We start from the raw sequence: 23,220 nt of genomic DNA on the forward strand, positions 1-23,220 counted from the left end.
CTCTATTCAAATAGCCTTTGATTAACATCAATTTTAAGATGTTCATATGCTTTTGTCGTAACAACACGACCTCGGGGAGTGCGATTTATAAAACCCAGTTGTAATAAGTAGGGTTCATATACATCTTCAAGCGTCATTGTTTCTTCGGATATTGAAGCGGCTATAGCCTCAATTCCAACCGGTCCACCATCAAATCGCTCAATAATCCCACGCAGATACCGTAAATCGACATCATCAAGCCCTAAATTATCAACTTTCAACTTATCGAGCGCAAGTTTTGTGATTGAAATATCAACAACATTATCGTTTAAGACTTGAGCAAAATCACGAACACGACGAAATAAACGATTGGCAATTCGAGGTGTTCCACGAGAACGTTTTGCAATTTCACTGACACCTTCACGGTCAATAACCGTATTTAAAACTCGACTGGTTCGGGCAACAATGGTTTCAAGTTCTTCTTGACTGTAATATTCGAGCTTAGAAATAATGCCGAAACGATCACGTAATGGAGAGGACAGATCCCCCGCTCGCGTCGTCGCTCCAATAAGTGTAAAGGGTGGTAAATCAATTTGAATGCTTCTTGTTGATGAATCCTTACCAACAACAAGATCCAAAGTAAAATCTTCCATCGCTGGATATAAAACCTCCTCGACAGCTTTTGGCATTCGATGAATCTCATCGATAAATAGCACATCTCCTGGTTCCAAACTTGATAAAATAGCAGCAAGGTCACCACTTCGTTCAATACTTGGTCCACTTGTAACCTTGATACCGGTCTGCATCTCATTTGCAATAACATGCGCTATGGTAGTCTTACCCAATCCCGGAGGACCGTAAAACAAGAGATGATCAAGTGCTTCATTCCGTGACTTCGCAGCCTCGATAAAAATCTTTAAGTTTTCTTTCAATCCCTCTTGACCAACATAAGCAGAAAGTGTTTGGGGACGTAAACTTTCTTCGTAATCTTGACCGGATAAAACTGCTTCACCCGACATAAGACGTTCTTCCATCTACAATCCCCTCTTTCTTGAATGTAAGAGTTTTAAGCCTTCTTTAATCATCTCGTCAACGGAATCAAGATTTAGAAGCGACAACTCCTGCTTTATATTGTTTAACTCTGCTTTTTTAAATCCAAGATCAGCCAGTGCATCCAACGCTTCATCAACAAGTGGCATTGCCACATGTTTTGTTGACGGTGTATCGGATGCGACAAATTTCCCTTTAAGATCTAACATCATTTGAGAAGCCATCTTAGGACCCACACCTGGCAGTTTCTTAAGGAAAGCCATATCTTCTTGGTCAATCGCGCGAATGATATCCTCACCACTAAAACGGCTTAAAATTGTAATCCCCGTTTTAGGTCCGACGCCTTTAACCGTAATTAATTGGCGAAAAATATCCAACTCACGTTTATCGACAAATCCATATAAAATGATTGCATCTTCTCTCACATGCTGGTAAGTGTGAAATATTATGCTCTCATTTAATGTAACCATTTCTGGATTCCCACAAAAAACTTGATAACCAATACCATGGTTATCGACCACAACATAATCGATTCCTCGATCCACTGCAACACCTGAAATAAATGCAATCATATTATCACCTATTATTATTCTACCATACCTTCTTCAAAAACAAATTGAATATCTGCAACAATTACAATATCTCCATCTTTTACGCCAGCATCACGAAGTGCTTGATCAACACCTAAACGCTTCATAGCAAGGCCAAATTGGATGGCAGATTCTTCTGTATCAAATTCATATTGACGGAGCTGACGATCAATAATATCACCCGTAACACGCCATTTTGTTTGATTGATTTGTTCAATATCAAAATTACGTTTTGGAGCTTCATATTTATAGACAACGGATTCACTTTGTTCTTCAATGCGCTCTTCAACATGTTCGTCAAGAATATCTGCAAGGCGGTAAAGAAGCGAATCAATCCCTTCCCCAACCATCGTTACAAGTTCAAAAATTTCTAAATCGGGATATGCTACTTTAAACTTCTCTAAATTTGAAGGCGCAACATCTAAATCCATCTTATTGGCGACCACAACCATCGGTTTTTTCAATAACGATTCATTGTATTTTTCCAATTCATTATTAATAACTTTATAGTCTTCAATCGGATCACGTCCATCTTCTGCACCCATATCGACAACATGGACTAAAACACGGCATCGTTCAATGTGCTTCAAGAATACATGACCAAGACCTTTTCCAAGATGGGCATCTTCGATAAGACCTGGTAAATCGGCTACCGCAAATGATCGTCCATCTGGACTGCTTGAAATCCCAAGATTTGGCGCAATTGTTGTGAAATGATAATCAGCAACTTCTGGTTTGGCTCTTGAAATCACAGAAAGTAATGTTGATTTCCCAACTGAAGGATAACCAATTATTCCTACATCAGCCAGCAGTTTCAACTCAATTGTGATATCAAGTTCTTGACCTAATTCACCTTTTTCTGAAAAAGTCGGTGCAGGGTTATTTGCTGTTGCAAATCGAGCATTACCTCTACCACCGCGTCCGCCATGCGCTACAACCTCACGTTGGCCTACTTCTGTCAAGTCAGCAATAACAATACCTTTTTCGTTATCAATAACCATAGTGCCTACAGGAACTCTTAAAACTACATCTTCTGCGCCTGCTCCGTGCATTTTTTTATTCTTACCCGGTGTACCATGTGAAGCCTTGATAACACGATTATATCTTAAATCAAGCAATGTTGATTTATTCGAATCGGCAACAAAAACAATATCGCCGCCTTTTCCACCATCACCGCCATAAGGTCCTCCAAGTGGAACAAATGCTTCGCGACGGAATGATGTCATTCCATCGCCACCGTTTCCGGCTACTACTTTTATATTAACGCGATCTACAAACATTAAATCACCCTTTCCATTTCAATTAAAAACCCCCTATTTAAGGGGGCTTCAGATTAAGCTACTGGATAAACTGAAACACATTTGCGAGTTTTGCTAATGCGTTCGAATTTAACAACACCATCCACTTTAGCGAATAAAGTGTCGTCGCCACCACGGCCTACGTTAACACCTGGATGAATCTTTGTACCACGTTGGCGGTATAAGATTGAACCTGCTGTACAGAATTCACCATCTGCGCGCTTTGAGCCTAAACGTTTTGAATGTGAGTCACGACCGTTTTTTGTCGAACCAACACCTTTTTTAGAAGCAAATAATTGGATATCTAATACGAATTTCATGAAGTAACCTCCTTTTCATTTATTTCGATATATTTAGATTGAGTTTGTTCCATTGTTTTAAGTTGCAACAAGACAAACTCAAATAGTTTTTGATTTAGTTCATTACTATGTTTAATTTCGATTTCAATTAGTGGTTCTTGAGTCATGACCAATTCTACTGAATCATCCAATGAATCAAAACCATTGAGAGCACCAACCATTATGGAACTAACTCCCGCACACACAAGATCAAATCCGTGTTCACCTGAACCAGCATGACCTGTTACGGTCATTTTTTTATAGATGCCTTCACTAATTAAAACAGATACATGTATCATCGAACTATCCTGCGTTAATGTCAGTTACAACTAACTTAGTATACGGTTGACGATGACCTTGTTTTTTACGTGTTGAACCTTTTTTAGCTTTATACTTGAAGATAGTAATTTTCTTACCTTTTCCATGTTTTTCAACTTTAGCAGTTACAGTAGCACCTTTAACGTATGGAGTACCAACTTTAAGTGTGCGGTTTTTAACAGCAACAACTGTTTCAAAAACAACTTCTTCACCTTCTTGAACATCCAATTTTTCTACAAAAATTGTTTGATCCTTCTCAACTAAAACTTGTTTTCCACCTGTTTCAATAATTGCGTACATAGTACACCTCCTTCAATTTTTTGCCATAAGACTCGCCAAGTAAGGTGGACGAATCACTTAAACCTTACAGTGTGCGGTTGTACGTCCAGAGACATGCAACTACGCCTTTAAATGCCTTAACATTATATAACAGTCCCAATATAATGTCTAGTCTATATCGAAATTATTTAATATATTGACAATTCTCTATTTTCAGCTCAAACACCGCTTTGTTTAAAGAAAAATTTTAATATAAGCCCAATAAAATCAAAAGGCTATTTATACAATCATTAAGCGATTTTTTGCGTTTAAAATCTAGTTAAGAAGCTCTTTTTTTGAATTACAAATCATTTTCGATTTTTATTCCTTAAATTCTTCTTAAGTTTCCGATAATATCATTAATTTCCACTGTTTATATGTTAAAATCTTAACGAAAGGTGGATTTGGGATGAAAGCATTTTTATTTTGTGGGTGCGTCTATGAAAGCTAAACGAAGCATTAAGGTACGCAAACTCAATATGAAGGCAGTGGCGTCAATTATCGCCGCCCTACTCGTTGTTGTAACAATCATCGTGACTTTGATATTTAATCCTTTCTCAAAGTATCCGAGATACATGACCCGTGTTTCAAACGAGTATAAAAAAATTGGTCATCATGAAGTCATCAAAGAAGCAACCGATGATAACGTCATGGTTTTACATTATCCAACACTCAATAATGAAAAAGTAAACACTTGGATTGAAGCGATTACCGCTCAAAGCAAAGAGCGTTCGAAAGGATTATCAAATAAAGATGGAAAGAAATCTGAAATATTCCAAGATTACTCAATTTATCAAGTCCATGATAAATATGTAACTGTAGATATTAAAACATTATTAAATAACGAAATTACAGATCAAATCTCTAGAACCTACGATATTGAAACTGGAGAATTTGTCAAAGCAACTGACTTATTTAATGATCTTGGTCGAAAGAAACTCATCAGCGATGTAAGAGCAACACTTACCAAACCCAAAGAAATGGATCGACTTAGCTATCTCAAGGCAACATCACTTGACGAAAATGCGTCGATTTCATTATCGGATTCAAGTGTAGTCTTTACAATCGACGGATTTAAAGATCCCGTTTCATTTGATCTATCTAAAATTACAGATTACTTCTCCCATTCGATCGGTTCGTATGAAAAAACAGATGGCGAAATTCCACCTGTCTACCTCGATCGTGGTATTAATCCAAAAGAAAAATTGGTTGCATTTACTTTTGATGATGGTCCACATCATCGTAATTCGAAGTTAATTATGGATGAAATGGATAAATATGAAGGTCAAGCAACATTCTTTATGCTTGGCGAGCGGGTTAACCAAAATCCGTCAGTTGTAAAAGAGATTGTTCGTCGAGGACATCAAATTGCAAATCACTCTTATACACACCCGGATTTTAATTCAATGGATATTAAGGATGTAAATAAGGAGATCAAAGATACCGACGATGCACTGTATAAAGCTTCAGGATTAAAAGGTCCATTTATGGTACGTCCACCTTATGGAAATGCAAATGCAGCGGTTCGCGAGGGAGCACCCGTAACATTTGTAAACTGGTCTGTAGACAGTGAAGATTGGGTATCTCGAGATTCTCAACAGATTTGTAATACCATCGATAAATATAAACATGATGGTGCAATTATTTTACTCCATGATATTTATGAATCCAGTTACGAAGGCTTTAAATGTGCAGCAAAAAAACTGCATGATCAAGGCTATAAATTTGTAACGGTCAAAGAATTACTTGAATCTCGCAATGACAGCGTTAAAACAAATGCTATTTATTTTAATGCTGATCCAATTCAATAAATTGAAGTCAAAAAAAGTTAGGGTTAAACCTAACTTTTTAATTTGCTTTTTTTACAGAATAATAGAACGAAGTTCCCGAACCCAATTCCGATTCAACCCAATATTTTGATCCACTGGCATCACAAATCGCTTTAACGATGGATAAACCCAGCCCACTGCTTGATCCACTACGTTGGTAGTTTTTATCAATCTTATAGTACCGATCCCAAATATGATCAATAATATCAGGGCTAATTCCAATTCCGTGATCTGTAACGGAAACGACAACAAAATCCCCTTCAACTTCTGCTTTAATGATGATTAAATTATCTTCACCAACATATTTGGTAGCGTTATTAATATAATTATAGAGAACCTGACCCATTTTAATTTCATCCGCTATCACCATTAAGTTAGGATCACAATGAACTTCAAATTGTAAATCCATTGCTAAAAACAAATGGGTGGTGCTGCGAATTTGTTGTAACATAAAATACTCAGTTTCTTTAATATCGAATACATTGGCTTCATATTTTGACAAGGTTAACATATCATTTACAAGACGTTCCAAATGATTAACCTCATCCACAATAACATGAAGATGCTGTTCACGCATCTCTGGATTATCGCCGGAGATATCTTGAATCATCTCTGCATATGCTTTTATCATGGTTAAAGGTGTTTTGATATCATGAGAGACATTGGCGACTAGGTCTCTTCGTAATTCATCGGTTTTACGAAACTCTTGGGTTGCATAATTCAATGTGCTTGCCAAAGTTTCAACTTCAGAATAATCATCCCCTTCAAAATCTACTGATAAATCGCCATCCGCCAACTTTTTAGCACTGTTGGTAATTTTTGTAATTGGACTTGATAGTCGCTTCGATAAGATAAAAGCAACAATTGTCGCAACGCTAAATACTACAAGTGCTAGCAATCCAAATTGTCTTTTTAAAACAAATACCGTTGAATCTAAAAGTTTTATCGGAGAAATAACAAAAATGTAATTCGGTTTCCCATTTATGAGTGTACTTCTCCCATAAAAATACATCCCTTGCTCATGGATTCCATTATTAAAATTAATCGAAAAATCATGTGTAGAAGCATTATCAGCCATAATCATATACTCTTTCATCGTAGAATTTTTTAGATTGTTTAACTGACAAGGAATATTGGGGTTCTCACCAATATAAGTACGAACCCCAAGATCGTTATAAATACTAATACACATGTTTTCAGTTGCAAGAATTTTTCCTGTTGCTTCTTCGACTATCGAAATATCCGATCGTTCTAACAACCGTTCAATCTCTGTGACCTTCATTTGGATTGTCTGAGATCGATTACGCTCGTAATATGGTCCTATAAATGAAATCTGTAACATCCATAAAAATAACAGCATAATTCCTGTTAATAATAGGAAGTAGAACCAAATACGAAAGGCCATATTTTTAGTTGTTGATTTCAAACTTGTAGCCTGTTCCACGTACCGTTACGATATAGTCACGATACGGACCTAAGTTTTGTCTTAACATTTTAATATGAGTATCGACGGTACGATAGTCACCATAATAATTATAATTCCATACTTTGTCTAACAATACATCACGCGAAAGCGCTTGATCTTTGTGCTGAATGAGAAAGACTAATAGGTCAAACTCTTTAGGGGTGACATTAATTCGTTCACCATCGATAATTAAGTTACGGCCTGTAATATCCACTTCAAGACCACCAAATGAATAAACACTGTGTTTCATTCCTTTAGCGCGTTCACTTACCGCTTTGATTCGAGCCATTAATTCCTTTGGCGAAAACGGTTTGGTGACATAGTCATCAATTCCCAATTCAAAACCAAGAAGCTTATCGAACTCCTCTTGACGTGCAGATAACATAATTATCGGAACATCTTTGATTTTCTTTATTTCACGACATGCAGTAAAACCATCAAGATTTGGCATCATGATGTCCAATACAACAACATCATAGTCATTGCTTTTGACCATTTCTATTGCTTCAGCTCCATCGGACGCCTCATCACATAATAACCCCGTCGCCTTTGCATATTCCTTGGCAACTTCTCTAATTTTCTCTTCATCATCTACAATCAAAAATCTAACCATGTGAATTCACCTCTTTCATTTTATGATTCGTGAAATTCCGGATTTGAATCAAATCGGTACATATCCATTATGATCAAAGAGCCCGGTTCACGCATCTGCCCCTTCACTAAGACAAGTGCTCCTATTTCTAGGTTCACTTTTATTTTATCATATACTGACGGAAATACCACTCCATCAATCAAACCTGTATCATCACTTAATTGAATAAAGGCCATTTGGTCCCCTTTTTTGGTTCGATGGAGCTTTATCCGATCAACCATTGCGATGATTCTGAAATATTTATCACGAACTTTAACATCAATGACTGAGTCCGCTTCATGTTTCTGTTTTAAGCGTAATGTTGGATGCTCACTAAAGTAAAAGCCCAAAACAAGCAGTTCATCATTGAGAACCTGTCGCCGATTTTCAGTTACCATTGTAAAGATTGGTTCACTGATTAAATCCATATTCAAGGATGATTGACCATCTTTCTCAACTCGAATGATGTTCGCATAGCGTAACGCTTCTTCAAGAGATGCAATCATACTCAAACGATCAGGATTTAAATAGTCAAACGCACCTGCTTGAATCAATAACTCAAACTGATTTTTCTTGATGCCCACTAAATTGAGTCTGCTAATTGCGTTGTAGTAACTCAAATATGGCCCATTTTTATTTACTTCAGTGCTTATTCTAGCCCCGATACTTTTACTAATACCTTTAATAACGGTAAATGGCAAGCGAATCGCAAATCCCTCAAGTGTATAATGATTAGTGCTTTGTTCCAAGTTAACCGGTCGTAACTCAACCTTCCTACGACGACATTCATCAATATATTGTCGTGTTTTAACCTCACTTCCAATCACACTGGTGAGTAAATAAGTATAGAATAAATGCGGATAATTTGCTTTTAAATAAGACAATTGATAGGCGATTAAACCATATGCAACCGAATGAGATTTATTAAATCCATAATTCGCAAATTTATAGATAAGCGCAAAAAGCTCTTGCGCAAAAACATTACTATGACCTTTATCGATACATCCTTGAACAAACTCCGCTTTTAAACCATCAAGTTCTTTAGCATCTTTCTTACTCATTGCTTTACGTAAAATATCCGCTCGAGCTAAACTGAATCCCGCCATAATTTGAGCAACTTGCATAATCTGCTCTTGATAAATCAGAATCCCATTGGTACTTTCCGTAATTTTTTTTAAGTCCTCATGAATATACTTGACATTTTGGGGATGCGCACGATTTTCGAGGTACAATGGAATATTTTCCATAGGGCCCGGTCTAAACAGTGCAATGGTATCCACAATATCACTAAACTTATACGGTTTCACTTTTTTTAACAATGCTTTCATCCCATCGGATTCAAGTTGAAACACCCCAACCGTTTCTGCCCGTGAAATTAAATCGTAAGTTTTTTTATCGTCAAGAGGAATTGCCATAATGTCAAATGGCTCCTGTTCATTAATTTGACGACTGATATTGTCAATAATCGTCAAATTTCTGAGTCCCAGAAAATCTATCTTCACAAGACCAATTGACTCAAGACGACTCATATCATATTGGACCGCTTTGGTCTCTGAGTCTAATTGAATAATAGGGACCACATTTTCAAGTGGTTTTTTACTCAACACAATTCCAGCAGCATGGGTCGACGTATGTCGTGGCATACCTTCAAGACTACACGCAAGCTCAAACGTTTTGGTTAAGATATTCTCAGATTGTAGAAGCGATTTAAATCGACTGTTCTGATTGTAATTTTGACGCAAATCTAAAAGTGGATCAATAAGTTTTGAAACTTGATCAACCTTACGAATTGGAACTTGCAATACTCGAGCTGTATCCCGAAACGCTTGCCGCGCCTTGAGGGTCCCAAATGTCACAATATGAGCAACATAATTATCACCATATTTTTCCCTTACGTAATCAATTACAAATTGCCGCTTATCATCTGGAAAATCTATATCAATGTCGGGCATTGATACACGTTCAGGGTTTAAAAATCGTTCAAATAACAAATCATACTCAATCGGATCAATTTCAACGATACCTAAACAATAGGCAACAAGGGAACCCGCAGAACTCCCACGACCTGGTCCTACATAAATCCCCTCTTTTTTCGCATAGCGAATCACGTCATAGACGATTAAGAAGTAATCTGTAAAATTCATGTCATTGATAATTTTCAACTCATAGTCCAAACGTTCCTGGTATTTCACAGGTACAGATTGATTTAATCTGCGCTTCAAGCCAAAATGACTCAACTGTTCTAAATATATCTTATTACTTACATCTTGATGCGTTTCAAACTCCGGTAATTCTGTTGTCAAATCAAGGATCGATACATGACACATTTCCGCGATGGCATTAGTAAGTTCAATTTCAGATTCCTGATAAAGCACCGTAAAATCATCACACGTCGTAAAATGCCGATTCGGGGAAGAAACAAGCGTTTTATCTTCTAAATAAGTTCCTTTATCGATTGCTTGCAAAGCTCGAAACGCTTCCTCATCATCTTTATTTTCGTAATATACTTTCGGAAGCGCAACACATTCAATCCCTCTTAAAGCCGCCATTTGACGAAGTTGATCGTTAACAGTTGCAAAAAAACCGGACTCTTGATGTGATAATCCAATATAGAAATGCGAAAACGAAGCGTTGAGTCGTTCCATTACGATTGCAACAGCATCCAAATCTTTACCGAGCATCCCTTTTTCAAAGGGCCCTTGTTCGGAGTATGCAATGAACACTAAATCGGATTGAAAAGGAATCACATCCGCCTCCGATACACATTCTTGTTGTGAAAGAAGATAGGATAAGTGAATAAGCCCTTGATACCCCTCATTCGTACGTGCGAGAACGAGTGAATCATATTGAAAATCATCAGCATCAATCGTAATTTCCATACCGAAAATCGGTTTAAGATTACGTTTTTGTGCTTCTACATAAAAATCAAGTGCACCAAAAAGAACATGCCGATCAGTCAAGGCGATGCTCTTCATACCAAATTCTTTTGTTTTTTCGCAGATTAAGTCTACAGACATCATTCCTTTTAAGAGCGAATAATGACTGCGAACCATTAAATGTGTCGCCATTTTGCCACCTCTATCATTATTATACATGAAAAAACATCGCTATAATAGCGATGTTTCTGCCAATTCTTGAATAAGTGATTCCATCGTTTGATAGGTCAAACCTTTAATACCACAAGCAAGACGATGTCCACCACCGTTATAGCGTTGTGCAATGGTATTAATTGTATTATTTTGAGATCTTAACGATGCTTTAAACGTTCCATCTTCAGTTTGGATAAACAATCCCCAAATCTTAAACTCACGCACACCTGCCATTGAACCTGTAAACATTTTCGCATCAGACTCAGTAATTCCCATTTGATCAAGCAATGCTTGGTCAATGATAACATATGCAAAAGCATCTTTTACTTGGATATGATTTTGAATCTCGCGATTGATTTCAAAATTTCTGCGCGTACGCAGGAAAAGCGCATGATTAAGTTTTGTAATGTTTGCCCCTTCATCCATAAGCCAAGCTGCTGCACGGAGTGTTTTAGAAGAAGTTGTTTCAATTGAGAACTTTTGTGTGTCGGTCAAAATACCCGAAAGAAGCGTATTAGCAATCGTTTCATCCATGTTCATCTGAAGTTCTCGCAATAAATCCGCGACAATTTCACAAACGCTGCCTCGACTCGAATCCACGATTTGTAAATCACCATAAATATCTACTTCTGGATGGTGATCAATCTTAATAATCGCTTTTGCCTCTTGAAAACGTTGATCATCGATACGTTCTTGATTTGCGCTATCTAAAACAATCGCTAAAAACGAGCCAAGATTTTCTACCTGATCCATGGGTTCATAAATCGTAAAATTATGGAGATCGCTTCCTAACATTAAGATTTCCTTATCAGGATAGTTTAACTTCAACCATTTTGCCAGACCAACCTGGGAACCTAAAGCATCCCCATCTGGTTGGACATGGCGAAATAAGCAAATCTTATCATAAGATTCGACATATTCTTGAAATTTAGTTTTGTTCATTATGAATTCGGTAAGCGTCTGTTGCGATTACGAGTTCTTCATTTGTTGGACAAACCCAAATATCCATTGAAGAAGCATCGGTACTCAATTTAACTTCCTTACCACGTGTTTTACTATTTAATTCACGGTCATAATCAAGTTTTAATCCTGGTTGTAACACATCTAAAATTGCTTCACGTGTTCCTGTATCGTTTTCTCCAAGACCCGCTGTAAAGACAAGACCATCAACATGACCTAATTGAAGTGCATAAGCACCCACATATTGTAATACACGTTGTGCATACATCTTACGTGTTAAAATTGCACGTTCATTGCCGTCATCAATACCGTTTTCGATATCACGAGCATCACTTGAAATCCCACTAATTCCAGCCATTCCAGATTTTTTGTTGAAAATATCTAAAACTTCTTCGGCTGTAATATCAAGCTTACGCATTAAATAAGTCACGATTGCAGGATCTAAATCACCTGTACGTGTACCCATCATGAGTCCTGCTAATGGTGTGAAACCCATTGATGTATTAACACATTTTCCGCCTTCAACTGCAGAAATCGAAGCACCATTACCTAAGTGAAGTGTAATTAAGTTAACATCTTCAACGTTTTTACCCATTAATTCTGCTGTGCGTTGTGCAACATATTCATGAGAAATACCATGTGCACCATAACGACGAACCGCTAAATCGCTGTAGTATTCGTATGGTAATGCATACATAAACACTTCTTCAGGCATTGTTTGGTGGAATGCTGTATCAAATGCGAAAATATGTGTAGCATTTGGTAACGCTTCTTTAAATGCGCGATAACCAATAAGGTTTGCTGGATTATGTAAAGGAGCTAAATCAGCAAGTTCTTCAACTTGCGCTACAGACACTTCATCACATAATGCACTCCCTTGGAAATACTCACCACCATGAACAACACGGTGACCCGCTGCAACGATTTCTGATAAATCAGAAACAATATTTTTTTCGACAAGACCTTTTAATACAAGATCTACCGCTACATGGTGATCTGGAATATCTAAAGTATCTGTATCTTTTTGATCGTTATATTTAAATGTGATAATTCCATCATTTAAACCAATACGCTCAACAATACCACTTGTAAGCACTTCTGCTTCTGGCATTTCTAATAATTGAAATTTCAATGAACTACTTCCGGCATTTACCGCTAAAACTTTACTCATAATTTCCTCCTCTATTGAAATCATCTAAGATTCTATTGACTTCCCCATCCCCTAGGGCATAAAGTTTATCAAATAATTTTTGATAGGATGTCGCAACTCCCAACTTCTGCTCATACTCTTCGAGTAATTTGGTTGTTCGATTTAAGTTATCATAAACAGCCGAACGACTAATATTAAGGATATCCGCAATTTCTTGATATGACAAGTCATCTTGGTAATAATATTGAAAAACTTGTATTTGTTTTTCTGTTAACAAACTTTCGTAGTAATCAAAAAGCCGATTTAATTCGATTGCTTTCTCAATGCTCATGGTTATCATTCACAAGATGATAGAGATAACTCTCGATATCGAACGCTCTTAAATCGCTGACCGATTCACCCAAACCAATATGACTTACCTTTAAATCCAATTCATCTTTGATACTTAGCAGAACCCCACCTTTAGGTGAACCATCCAGTTTCGTAACGATTAAGGAATCAACGGGCGTGACCTCAGTAAACATTTTCGCTTGAGATAGTCCATTTTGTCCGGTATTACCATCAATCACTAGGTAGGTATGATCAATACTTCCCACTTCACGCTCTAAAACACGCTTCATTTTTTCGAGTTCTTTCATAAGGTTTACTTTATTTTGTAAGCGACCTGCACTATCACAAATCATGACATCAAAATCATGTTCTTTGGCATACCGCGCTGCATCAACATAGACCGATGCCGGATCTTGATTATCCTTACCGCCAATAAAATCAACACCAAGCTCATCAGCCCATACTTTTAGTTGGTTACTTCCAGCTGCTCTAAAAGTATCTCCACCTACCAACAATACTTTATGACCTTCTTGTTGATAGTTATACGCCAATTTTGCGCAAGTCGTCGTTTTTCCCGAACCATTCACACCCACAACAAGAATTGCATTGAGGCGTCCTGGTTCAATGGCATATGGTTCCAAATTATCCCCATACTGTCTTAAAATCACTTCCACAAGCGTTTCCAAAGCTTCTTCTTCACTCATCGAAGTTTTCACATTTTTTCGAAATGTTTTAATAATTTTTTGAGCGCTTTTTAAAGATACATCACTTTGAATCAAAACCGCTAAAAGATGATCATACCAAGCATCATCAAACTTAGGTTTACCTGTAAACATTTGTTTAAGCTTATTACCAAAAGATGCTTTGGTTGAATCCAACCCGGTGGAATAAAGTGCTTGTTCTTTTTGATCTTTTTTATTTGATTTTTTAAACATATCAAAAAATCCCATTATACTTCCTCCTTTAATTCAATTGCCTCATCCAAACGTACACGCAACATGGATGAAACACCACGTGTCGGCATGGTTACACCATACAAGACATCACATTGTGCCATCGTTCCCGATCTATGCGTAATTACTAAGAATTGGGTGTCATCACTGAAATCTTTGATGTAGTTTGCAAGACGCTCAACATTTGCTTGGTCCAGCGCAGCTTCAACCTCATCAAAAATACATAATGGGACATGTCGTGCTTTTAATATCGCAAACAAAACTGAAATTGCGATTAAACTCTTTTCGCCTCCTGAAAACAGACGAATGTTTTGAACCGATTTCCCTGGTGGCTGTACATCAATATCGATTCCGGTATTTAGAAGATCATCTTCATCTTCCAACACAAGTTTCGCCTTCCCTCCACCAAACAAAGCACCAAATACTGAACCCAACTCCCCGTTAATCTTATCAAACATTTCTTTAAATTGTTTAACCATGATTTGATCCATCTCTTCGATGACACTAAGAAGTTTATCACGAGAAGAAATAAGATCATCGAGCTGTTTCGTTAGAAATTCATGACGTTCAAACGCTTCTTGATATTCTTCTGGGGCTTCAAGGTTAACATTTCCCAATGCAGCAATTTCGCCGCGCAGCTTAAGAACTTCATCACGACCGTTTGCAGCCGATTCATCATAAATATTTTCAAGCGCATATTCAAAGGTCATTTGATACTCACTTGATAAACGTTCAAGATTTGATTCAAGTCGTGTTGCATTCTTGGTATCACTCAAATTCACTTCATGTTTTTCTTGCGTCAATTTATTTAACTCACTTCGATATTGACGCATCAAGACTTCTTTACGTTGAACATCATTCCCAAGTGCCAAACGACGTTCGCGAATCAAGGCAAGATTAGAACTTAACTCATCACGCTCCATATAAGCACGATTAAGCTTTCCTACAACTTCGTCAACAACATCCTCGGTCATAAACTCATCATTTGGATTTATTTCTTCATACTCTTGTTGTAAACGCTCATACTTCGATCGTTTGACATCAAGCAATGGTTCCAATTGCGCTAAAGCAATTCGGCGTTGCATTAAGATGTCGTTCGTTTCTTTGATCGTTGTTTGCAACATTCGCACTTCGTTTTCCGAGAATACAATTCGATCTTTAAGCTTTGTGATTTCTTCTTCTAAAGATTCCTTGTCACGTTTAAGCGTCAACATGGACTGTTGGTTATTTCTAGTCTTACCTCCCGACATTGTTCCACCACGATGCATAACATCCCCATCAAGCGTGACAATTTTATAGGAATGGTGTAATTGTTTCGCAAGACGGTTAGCATCTTCAATTGTGGATACGACAAGAACATTGCCCAGCAAACTCTCTTTTAAGATTTCAAATACCGGATCATTGGATACAAAATCTGAAGCAACACCCATAAATCCTGGAGCATGTTCACAAACCGTTAAGGCATCGTCCGCAACAGAACGTGATTTACATGATGTAAGAGGAATAAAAGTTGCTCTCCCTGACATATTTTTCTTTAAAAAGTTAATCGCATTCACTGCCGCTTTATCATTCTCAGTAACAATATGAACCATCGAACCAGCCAAAGCCGTTGTGATGGCGACTTCCAAACCCTCTTTAGGGGTAAAAACATTCCCCACAGCATCAAGAACCCCAAAAAGCGATGCTTTGTTATTCATAACAGCTTGAACACCTGCTTGAGATTCAAAAGGGCGTTCCAATCGATGCACCACAAGTTCCAATCTGTTTTTTAATTGGTTTAGAGATGACAACAACGTATTCAGGGATTGTTGTTTATCTGCAAGTTCTCGATTTTTTTCATACGTTGTTTCAGTTAACAATTCCACTTCAGCATTTAGTTTCTGATGACGTTCTTTACGTTCATCATATTCCAACTTCGCATCATTCATAGCAGCAAAGAGTTCTTGTGCCTTTGCTTGTTTATCGCCGACTTCCAATGTGTACTTACGGCGTTCATCAATTTCAACTTTTCGCGTTTCTAAGATACCAATCTCACGGACAAATTGCATAACCTTTTCTTGCCCTTTAACGATATCTTGATCCATCTTAAAAATTTCTTGACGTTTCTCTTGGAGTTCATGATCATAGACGCCAATATTTGTTTCTAAGGTTGCAATCTCCGATTCTAAACGATAGGTATCGTTTTTATTTGAGTTAATAAGTTCTTCCAGTTCTTTGATCTCTCGACAGATAACTGAAACTTCAATCGATTCAAGCAACGCTTTTTTTTCTTTATATTGTTCTGCCTTTTTAGCAGCACGTTTCAATGAACTAACCTGACGTGTTATCTCATCCACAATATCTTGCATACGATCAACATTTTCTTTTGTCCGTTCAAGTTTATTGATGGATTCAATTTTACGTTTTTTATATTTAGAGACACCAGCTGCCTCTTCAAAAATCACACGACGTTCAATAGGTTTTGCTTCGGCAAAATAACTAATTGTCCCTTGCGAGATGATGGATAATGAATCTCTACCCAAACCCGTATCCATTACTAAATCATGAACATCGCGTAATCGACATGGAACTTTATTGATTAAATATTCAGACTCACGAGTATCCCGATAGAGTCTTCGTGTTACTTCTAATTCTTCATAATCACTGTTTAAAGGCCGTGCTTCATTATCGAAGACTAAAGTAACTTCCGCAAGATTGACCTTCCGGCGCGTTTCAGACCCATTAAAAATAACATCAGTCATACTCGAGCCACGCATTGATTTTACGGACTGTTCGCCTAAAACCCAACGTATCGCATCACTAATGTTACTTTTACCACATCCATTTGGACCTACAATACCCGTAACGGCATCATCAAAATTTATAACTACTTTATCCGCAAAGGATTTAAAACCCTGCATTTCTATCTTTTTGAGGAACATAGAAACCCCCATTCTCATATGAACTTATTATACCGTAATATGATGAAACATGAAAGATGTATCCTACAATTTGATTTTCTCTGAACAAAGTGCTATTCTTTTATTGGCTACGTTAGGAGGAAATATGCGAAAACGAATTATTCTAATTGCGTTTACTGCAGTTGCACTCGTTTCATTATTTGTCGTTTTATACGATCAATTCAAACCAAAAACAAGTGCTCTAACGCTGAGTACCGGTATGCCTAAAAGCGAAGCGGTTATTAAACTTAATGAAATTCAGACATTTTTAAATGATAATCCAGGACAACACGTATTCTTACTAAAAGATGGTAATTCCGACTCTGATTATGTTGAAGATGCATTACTTGCCCCTTTAACAACAGAACAAGAAGTACGTCCCACACCTGAAATTACAACGATTGATATGTCTGATGCTCAAAACATCTCAGTAACACGCTTAAAACAATTATTGGGTGTTGAGAAATATCCTGCATTTGTCGTAATTGAAGCTAAAAAGGATAAAGTTGATGTTAAGTCAACACTTGTATTTAAACAAGATAATCCCTTTACAAGCGATGATTTAAAAACATGGTTCTTCGATAACGGTCTTTGGACTGGTCCTTATGGAATCGAAAGCAAAAAATCATAAACTATCTTACGATAGCAATCAAAAAGTACGAGATGATCTCGTACTTTTTCTTTTACAAATTCAGAATAAATTGTTGGCACAACATCGCACTCACTTTACTTGCAAGAGGTAAGTACTGTTCAAAATCGAGATCGTTTTCAGGATCATGTGTAACATCAGAGAGCCCTCTTAAAACGATAAATGGTGTTTGACTTCGATAACACACATGAGCAATCGCAGTCGCTTCCATTTCGACACAAATTGCATCTGAGAAATGTTTTTGGATGTTAAGGAAAGCTTGTGATGATTTTGTCACGAATTGATCTCCCGAAACGATTAATCCAACATGGAAACGTTTTCCCATGCTTTCAAGAGTTTGTTTTGCAATTTGGAAAAGATTTGAATCTGTTTTAAAAATAAAGCGTGGGTCCGTGTCGGTTCCCGGTCCAATATCCAAATCGTGATATTGAAGATGTGTTGCCACAACCATATCACCATGCTTTTGATCAGCTTTTAATCCACCGGCACTTCCAATATTCAAGACAAGATGCGGATTGTATATGCCTATCAAACAAGAAGCAGTGTAAGCAGCATTAACCTTACCAACACCACTTTGTGCAACAACCACTTCTTGACGAGACAAGACACCCATATAAACATCAATACCGGCAACATTGCTCGATGTTACCCCCGACATAAGTGACGTCAATGCTTGAACTTCTTCTTGCATCGCACCAATAATGAGAATCATAAGCGCTCCTTTGTAATGACAAGCATTACTTTCTCACCCTCATCACAAATCCCCTTGTGATTAAAGTCCGTATATATTTTTACAGAATAACCATGTTTTTCATACGCATCAATTAAAATTTGTGGATCAAATACCCATTGATAAACACTGTCAAAGGTTCCATCTAAAAAATTAATGACATGAACTAAATGAGATCCATCCACTTCAATTTGGTATGCATAATCAAAGGTATCGGTTGACCCTTCTTCATAGTAATCATCGGCAAATTCATTTAAGCGATAGGGATGGTGACAATCCAAAATAATATTGGATGATAAAGCAACACTTCGCTCAACAAAGTTTAATAAATCTTCTTCAGTTAATATGTAATTAAGACTGTCTCCAACACAAATAAGTGTGTCATACGTTTTTTGATCTTCATACGTAAGAAAATCACCTTGAACCATTTTATTGGCTAATTCAGGATACTTTTCATACCCTAACGCGAGCATGGAATCATCGAGGTCAACACCCTTAACATCAAAATAATCATCAAGTTCATGAAGCAAATCACCCGTTCCACATGCCATTTCTAAAAGGGTATTACCAACAGCATGTTTTTGAACAAACGCTTTGTATAACTGAGTACCTTCTTTTGAGGAAAAAAGACTATCGTAATACGTTTTCATCAATATAGTCCTGATAGAGTTTTTCTAAGTTGTAGTGGCCACGTTCCTCAGTTAAAAACAGGTGAACTACTACATCGTATGCATCAATAAGAATCCAGGTTGAACCATGTTGACGTTCAATACTGCGAATTTTATATCCTTCTTTTTCAATCGCTTCTTCAACAAACTCAGCAATAGCATTAAGTTGGCGAACGCTTGGTGCATCCGCAATTACAAAATAGTCACATAATGGATTTTCTCGTTTAAAATCAACTGTAACAATGTCATTTGCTTTTTTTTCGTCAATTGTTTTCACAATTACATCTAATAAATTATTCATTATTTCTCCTTAGATAGGCACCTTGTGCCCTTTTCACTTCTTGAAATCCTTCAACTAAATTACGTTTTGATAAAGATATTAAAGGTTCACTGTCATAGCCTCTGCCTCGCTCACATTTATCAGCAATATATAAAATCATTCCAATTTTATGAGTCGAAGCACCATTAACATGTCCTCTAATAGCATTTAATACTTGTTTATCTCGCACATAGTATTTTTTTGATAATTCTGACGCTGCCGCAAAACCATGGTAAAATGCAGAATGCAAATCGATATGATGGGGAAACGTTGCCTTCATGATGTTAAGTAAGATTTCATCAGAATCTTCTTTACACAAATCATGAATCATACATGCGAGCGCAACGCGATGCGCATCAACATGATGTACAGCTGCAATTTCTAATGCGAGATCTTTTACTCTTAATACATGTTCATATCGTCGCATTGACACACGATTCCGTAAAATTTCGTCGAGATATAAACCACGTTCGGTCATGTATTGAAGGACGCATGGTGCCGTCTTGGTAATGAAACCTTTTCGAATTTCAGTCGAACTTATCGGTAGAACTGGACCGATGACACGTGGAAATTGCGTATCAACATTTGAATCGCGTGAATAAATGACGAATTGTACCTGTTGACGTAGTTCGTCAAATGCCTTCCATTGATTTAAAGTCGGCAGTTGATCTGAACCAATTAACCACTCAAATTCACAATCATTATACTGGGCTTTTAATACCCTTACGGTATCGATTGAGTACGAGGGTAAAGGCATTCTCGATTCTAGATCAAGAACCTTCATTTTTTTAAAAGGTCGAGTCATCAACTTCACCATCTCAAATCGATGATGGAATGCGGAACTTCCTTCTTTAAACGGATTTTGTGCACTGACAATAAACCAAAGCTCATCCGCATTACGTTGTTTTAGGGCGTGCTTCGCCATCGTTAAATGGCCATCATGAATGGGGTCAAAACTCCCGCCAAACAAGATTATTTTTCTCAAACTTTAATTCGTCCGTTTTTACTGTAACGATAGAAAACTGCAACGCGCCCTATTTTACTTACTAAATCACAACTAAATCGATCTTCAAATGCTTCAATTGCTTCTAAAATTGTAACATCTGAATTTTTTTGAATACTTACCTTCACAAGATTGTGAGCTAACATGGATGTCTCAAACGTTTCATAAACAGTTTCAGTTAATCCATTTTTTCCAATAAATACAGTTGTTTTTTCTTCATGAGAAATACGTTTTAATTCTTTTTTTTGATCTTTACTTAACATTAAATGATCGCCTTTCTGATTACGACTTCCGCTTCTTTATCGAAACGAGTCTCTAATTCTTTTAACTCACCTTGAATACTGATAAATCCAACATCGAAAATTTCAATATCAATGTGCTTATCCGTTATCGGCCATTTTTTCTTACGGTATGAAGGATTTTGAATCATAAAATCATGGTCCAATTCAAAATTTGCTTCCAACCGTTCCGGTTTTATCCGTTTCAGCTCGAATGGAAGATATGAAACAACGTGAACGTGTGACCTAGGAGTAACCGTGATTGCCCCAAGATTCCCCAGTAAAATCGTTTGTTTTTCATATAATTGATATACAGCAGGTTTCAGTGTTTTTTGTGGCGCTAACATCACCAAGTTCTCATCTGTAAACTTAGAGAGCAATTCAGTTTCATTGCTTAATCCCGGTGTGTCGTAAACATCGTAATGTTCCGTTTCAATATGTAACACATCCGCAGTTGTGGATGCAACCGGCGATACCGATAAATCGTTTTTTCCCATTAATGCATTGAGTAAAGAAGACTTCCCTGCATTGACACATCCTACAAACGCACACGGAGCATCCTCCAAGTATGGTGTCAACGCTTCAAGTGTATTCTTTTTCAAGGCTGAAACATAAACAACATCCATCAACGATACATCTTCATTTTTCAGTGCACGCATAATTGCATTTGTAAGTTTGTTGTTTGAAACAGACTTCGGTAAAAGATCACGCTTATTCACGACAAGCACAACACTTTTATTTCTTAATGCACGAAGCAACCCTGTGTGCATACTTTGATTTAAATGCATAATATCTAAAACCCATAGAATATGGCCATCAAAACGCTCAATAAACTCAAGCGTCGTTCCATCATTAACATCAGCTTTAACACGTTTAAAATCGCGATAATGCTTTAAACGAAAACATGATTGACAATAATCATTCTCAATTGATTTCGCGTAACCACGTCCCATTGTATCTTCAGTTTGTAAGACTGAACCACAACCAACGCATTTTTTATTTTCCATATATATTTACCCTTTCAAAAATGGTATCAACTCTTCTTAAGAAGTAGTTTAAATCAAAACACTCTTTTAATTGATCTTCAGTCATCAATGTTAAAACATTCTCATTTTTAAGAAGCACATCCAAAAACGATGTATGCGTATTGTATGCTTCCATTGCAAGTGGCTGTATTAAATCATACGCCGCTTCTCGACTTAATCCCTCGCTATCAATCAATGTTGTCATTACACGTTGTGCAAAAATAACACCGTGTGTCAAGTTGATATTAGCCATCATTTTGTCTTCATAAACAACTAAATTCGCAACAATTCGTGTAAATCGATGCAACATATAATCCAATAAGGTGATTGCATCCGGGAAAATGATACGTTCCGCACTGGAATGTGAAATATCACGCTCATGCCATAATGCGACGTTTTCGAAGGATGTCATCATATAGCCACGTATCACACGTGCACAACCCGCCATGTTTTCACTGCTGATTGGATTTCGTTTATGAGGCATCGCAGAAGATCCTTTTTGACCTTTATTAAAGAATTCTTCCAATTCACCGACTTCTGTTCGTTGAAGGTGTCGGATTTCTGTTGCAATTTTTTCAATGCTTGTCGCAATTAATGCCAGTGTCGACATATAGAATGCATGGCGATCTCGCTGAAGTACCTGGGTTGATATATTTGTGGACGTAATGCCTAATTGCGCACATACATAATCTTGTACATAAGGATCTGTATTCGCAAAATTTCCAACAGCACCACTAATTTTACCTGCTTCTAAATCTTTACGTGCACTTTGAAAGCGCGTTAAATTTCGATTCATCTCATCATACCAAAGCGCAAACTTTAAGCCAAAACTTGTAATATCAGCATGAATTCCATGCGTACGTCCTATGCATGGAGTATCTTTATAGCGAATGGCTTGTTGTCTTAACACCTCAATAAAATCAATAAGACCTTGTTCCAGGATATCATTTGCTTGCTTATAAATATATCCATATGCCGTATCAACAACATCAGTACTCGTTAAGCCGTAATGAACCCATCGTTTTTCATCACCCAGTGTCTCACTTACGGCTCTGGTAAATGCGACAACATCATGACGTGTTTCCGCTTCAATTTCATAAATTCGATTGATATCAAAGGAAGCATTTTCTTGTAATGCTTTTAAATCATTATCAGGAACAACGCCCAATTGATTGAATGCCTCTGCAGCATGGATCTCAACTTTTAGCCACGCTTCAAAACGAAATTGATCATTAAATATTGTTTTCATTACATCTCTTGAATACCGATTAATCATAAAACCTCCTAATTGAAATAATAAAGTCTGGAAGT

23 protein-coding genes and 1 other annotated feature are annotated in these 23,220 nt (G+C 37.1%); of the genes, 2 read left to right on the plus strand and 21 right to left on the minus strand.

The window, feature by feature from the left end; translation table 11 throughout:
• Positions 1-2 precede the first annotated feature (2 nt).
• From ruvB to rplU, 6 genes are read right to left on the minus strand one after another with little or no spacing between them, the layout of a single operon-like run.
• Positions 3-1,013 (minus strand): Holliday junction branch migration DNA helicase RuvB, encoded by a 1,011-nt coding sequence (ruvB, locus tag AAG186_RS04730; RefSeq protein WP_161636417.1) that lies wholly within the window; start codon positions 1,011-1,013, stop codon positions 3-5.
• Positions 1,014-1,601: a Holliday junction branch migration protein RuvA gene (gene ruvA, locus AAG186_RS04735; RefSeq protein ID WP_200549476.1), complete on the minus strand. Its 588-nt coding sequence runs from the start codon at positions 1,599-1,601 to the stop codon at positions 1,014-1,016.
• A 14-nt stretch (positions 1,602-1,615) separates the two neighbouring features.
• Positions 1,616-2,899 carry a GTPase ObgE gene (gene obgE, locus AAG186_RS04740; RefSeq protein WP_342621306.1) on the minus strand — a complete coding sequence of 428 codons (1,284 nt, stop codon included), beginning with the start codon at positions 2,897-2,899 and terminating at the stop codon, positions 1,616-1,618.
• A 53-nt stretch (positions 2,900-2,952) separates the two neighbouring features.
• Positions 2,953-3,237: a 50S ribosomal protein L27 gene (rpmA, locus tag AAG186_RS04745; protein WP_003773744.1), complete on the minus strand. Its 285-nt coding sequence runs from the start codon at positions 3,235-3,237 to the stop codon at positions 2,953-2,955.
• On the minus strand, positions 3,234-3,554 hold the full coding sequence (locus AAG186_RS04750; protein ID WP_125164465.1) for a ribosomal-processing cysteine protease Prp: 321 nt from the start codon (positions 3,552-3,554) through the stop codon (positions 3,234-3,236). The genes rpmA and AAG186_RS04750 overlap by 4 nt, the downstream gene beginning before the upstream one ends.
• A gap of 4 nt (positions 3,555-3,558) precedes the next feature.
• The gene (gene rplU / locus AAG186_RS04755; protein WP_125164464.1) at positions 3,559-3,873 is read right to left on the minus strand and encodes a 50S ribosomal protein L21; all 315 of its coding nucleotides are present in this window, start codon (positions 3,871-3,873) and stop codon (positions 3,559-3,561) included.
• Positions 3,874-3,891: 18 nt separating this feature from the next.
• Positions 3,892-3,962: a sequence feature (ribosomal protein L21 leader region), on the minus strand.
• Positions 3,963-4,331: 369 nt separating this feature from the next.
• Here rplU and AAG186_RS04760 point away from each other — a divergent pair.
• Positions 4,332-5,702: a polysaccharide deacetylase family protein gene (locus tag AAG186_RS04760; RefSeq protein ID WP_342621309.1), complete on the plus strand. Its 1,371-nt coding sequence runs from the start codon at positions 4,332-4,334 to the stop codon at positions 5,700-5,702.
• Positions 5,703-5,739: 37 nt separating this feature from the next.
• Here AAG186_RS04760 and AAG186_RS04765 read toward each other — a convergent pair whose 3' ends face one another.
• From AAG186_RS04765 to AAG186_RS04800, 8 genes are all read right to left on the minus strand, one after another.
• Entirely contained in the window at positions 5,740-7,002 is a 1,263-nt protein-coding gene (locus AAG186_RS04765; protein WP_244660359.1) for a HAMP domain-containing sensor histidine kinase, read from the minus strand.
• A gap of 127 nt (positions 7,003-7,129) precedes the next feature.
• Positions 7,130-7,798 carry a response regulator transcription factor gene (locus AAG186_RS04770; RefSeq protein WP_003773749.1) on the minus strand — a complete coding sequence of 223 codons (669 nt, stop codon included), beginning with the start codon at positions 7,796-7,798 and terminating at the stop codon, positions 7,130-7,132.
• Positions 7,799-7,818: 20 nt separating this feature from the next.
• Entirely contained in the window at positions 7,819-10,884 is a 3,066-nt protein-coding gene (locus AAG186_RS04775; protein ID WP_342621310.1) for a DNA polymerase III subunit alpha, read from the minus strand.
• 39 nt (positions 10,885-10,923) lie between these two features.
• Positions 10,924-11,847 (minus strand): bifunctional oligoribonuclease/PAP phosphatase NrnA, encoded by a 924-nt coding sequence (locus AAG186_RS04780; RefSeq protein ID WP_342621311.1) that lies wholly within the window; start codon positions 11,845-11,847, stop codon positions 10,924-10,926.
• A complete protein-coding gene (locus AAG186_RS04785) occupies positions 11,834-13,036 on the minus strand; it encodes an acetate kinase (RefSeq protein WP_161636411.1) in 1,203 nt (400 codons plus the stop codon). The genes AAG186_RS04780 and AAG186_RS04785 overlap by 14 nt, the downstream gene beginning before the upstream one ends.
• The gene (ylxM, locus tag AAG186_RS04790; RefSeq protein WP_342621312.1) at positions 13,029-13,355 is read right to left on the minus strand and encodes a YlxM family DNA-binding protein; all 327 of its coding nucleotides are present in this window, start codon (positions 13,353-13,355) and stop codon (positions 13,029-13,031) included. The genes AAG186_RS04785 and ylxM overlap by 8 nt, the downstream gene beginning before the upstream one ends.
• Positions 13,336-14,295, minus strand: coding sequence for a signal recognition particle-docking protein FtsY (ftsY, locus tag AAG186_RS04795; RefSeq protein ID WP_161636410.1), 960 nt, complete (start codon positions 14,293-14,295; stop codon positions 13,336-13,338). Before ftsY ends, ylxM begins: the two co-directional genes overlap by 20 nt.
• Positions 14,295-17,219 (minus strand): AAA family ATPase, encoded by a 2,925-nt coding sequence (locus tag AAG186_RS04800; RefSeq protein WP_161636409.1) that lies wholly within the window; start codon positions 17,217-17,219, stop codon positions 14,295-14,297. The genes ftsY and AAG186_RS04800 overlap by 1 nt, the downstream gene beginning before the upstream one ends.
• A 124-nt stretch (positions 17,220-17,343) precedes the next feature.
• On the opposite strand from AAG186_RS04800, the gene AAG186_RS04805 reads away from it, so the two are divergent.
• The gene (locus AAG186_RS04805) at positions 17,344-17,868 is read left to right on the plus strand and encodes a hypothetical protein (RefSeq protein ID WP_342621313.1); all 525 of its coding nucleotides are present in this window, start codon (positions 17,344-17,346) and stop codon (positions 17,866-17,868) included.
• A 52-nt stretch (positions 17,869-17,920) separates the two neighbouring features.
• Here the strand turns inward: AAG186_RS04805 and AAG186_RS04810 are convergent, their stop codons facing one another.
• From AAG186_RS04810 to purB, 7 genes are read right to left on the minus strand one after another with little or no spacing between them, the layout of a single operon-like run.
• Positions 17,921-18,598, minus strand: a complete 678-nt coding sequence (locus AAG186_RS04810; protein WP_161636407.1) for a 5'-methylthioadenosine/adenosylhomocysteine nucleosidase — start codon at positions 18,596-18,598, stop codon at positions 17,921-17,923.
• The gene (locus AAG186_RS04815; protein WP_125164455.1) at positions 18,595-19,266 is read right to left on the minus strand and encodes a class I SAM-dependent methyltransferase; all 672 of its coding nucleotides are present in this window, start codon (positions 19,264-19,266) and stop codon (positions 18,595-18,597) included. The genes AAG186_RS04810 and AAG186_RS04815 overlap by 4 nt, the downstream gene beginning before the upstream one ends.
• A complete protein-coding gene (rsfS, locus tag AAG186_RS04820) occupies positions 19,247-19,585 on the minus strand; it encodes a ribosome silencing factor (protein WP_161636406.1) in 339 nt (112 codons plus the stop codon). Before rsfS ends, AAG186_RS04815 begins: the two co-directional genes overlap by 20 nt.
• Positions 19,578-20,588, minus strand: a complete 1,011-nt coding sequence (gene nadD / locus AAG186_RS04825) for a nicotinate (nicotinamide) nucleotide adenylyltransferase (RefSeq protein ID WP_161636405.1) — start codon at positions 20,586-20,588, stop codon at positions 19,578-19,580. Before nadD ends, rsfS begins: the two co-directional genes overlap by 8 nt.
• Positions 20,585-20,869, minus strand: a complete 285-nt coding sequence (locus tag AAG186_RS04830; protein ID WP_125164452.1) for a YhbY family RNA-binding protein — start codon at positions 20,867-20,869, stop codon at positions 20,585-20,587. The genes nadD and AAG186_RS04830 overlap by 4 nt, the downstream gene beginning before the upstream one ends.
• Entirely contained in the window at positions 20,869-21,891 is a 1,023-nt protein-coding gene (locus AAG186_RS04835; RefSeq protein WP_342621314.1) for a GTPase, read from the minus strand. The genes AAG186_RS04830 and AAG186_RS04835 overlap by 1 nt, the downstream gene beginning before the upstream one ends.
• Positions 21,881-23,185, minus strand: a complete 1,305-nt coding sequence (gene purB / locus AAG186_RS04840; RefSeq protein ID WP_342621315.1) for an adenylosuccinate lyase — start codon at positions 23,183-23,185, stop codon at positions 21,881-21,883. The genes AAG186_RS04835 and purB overlap by 11 nt, the downstream gene beginning before the upstream one ends.
• Positions 23,186-23,220 lie beyond the last annotated feature (35 nt).

The sequence above is a fragment of the Erysipelothrix sp. P66 genome, from assembly GCF_038682365.1.
Classification (GTDB): domain Bacteria; phylum Bacillota_I; class Bacilli_A; order Erysipelotrichales; family Erysipelotrichaceae; genus Erysipelothrix; species Erysipelothrix piscisicarius.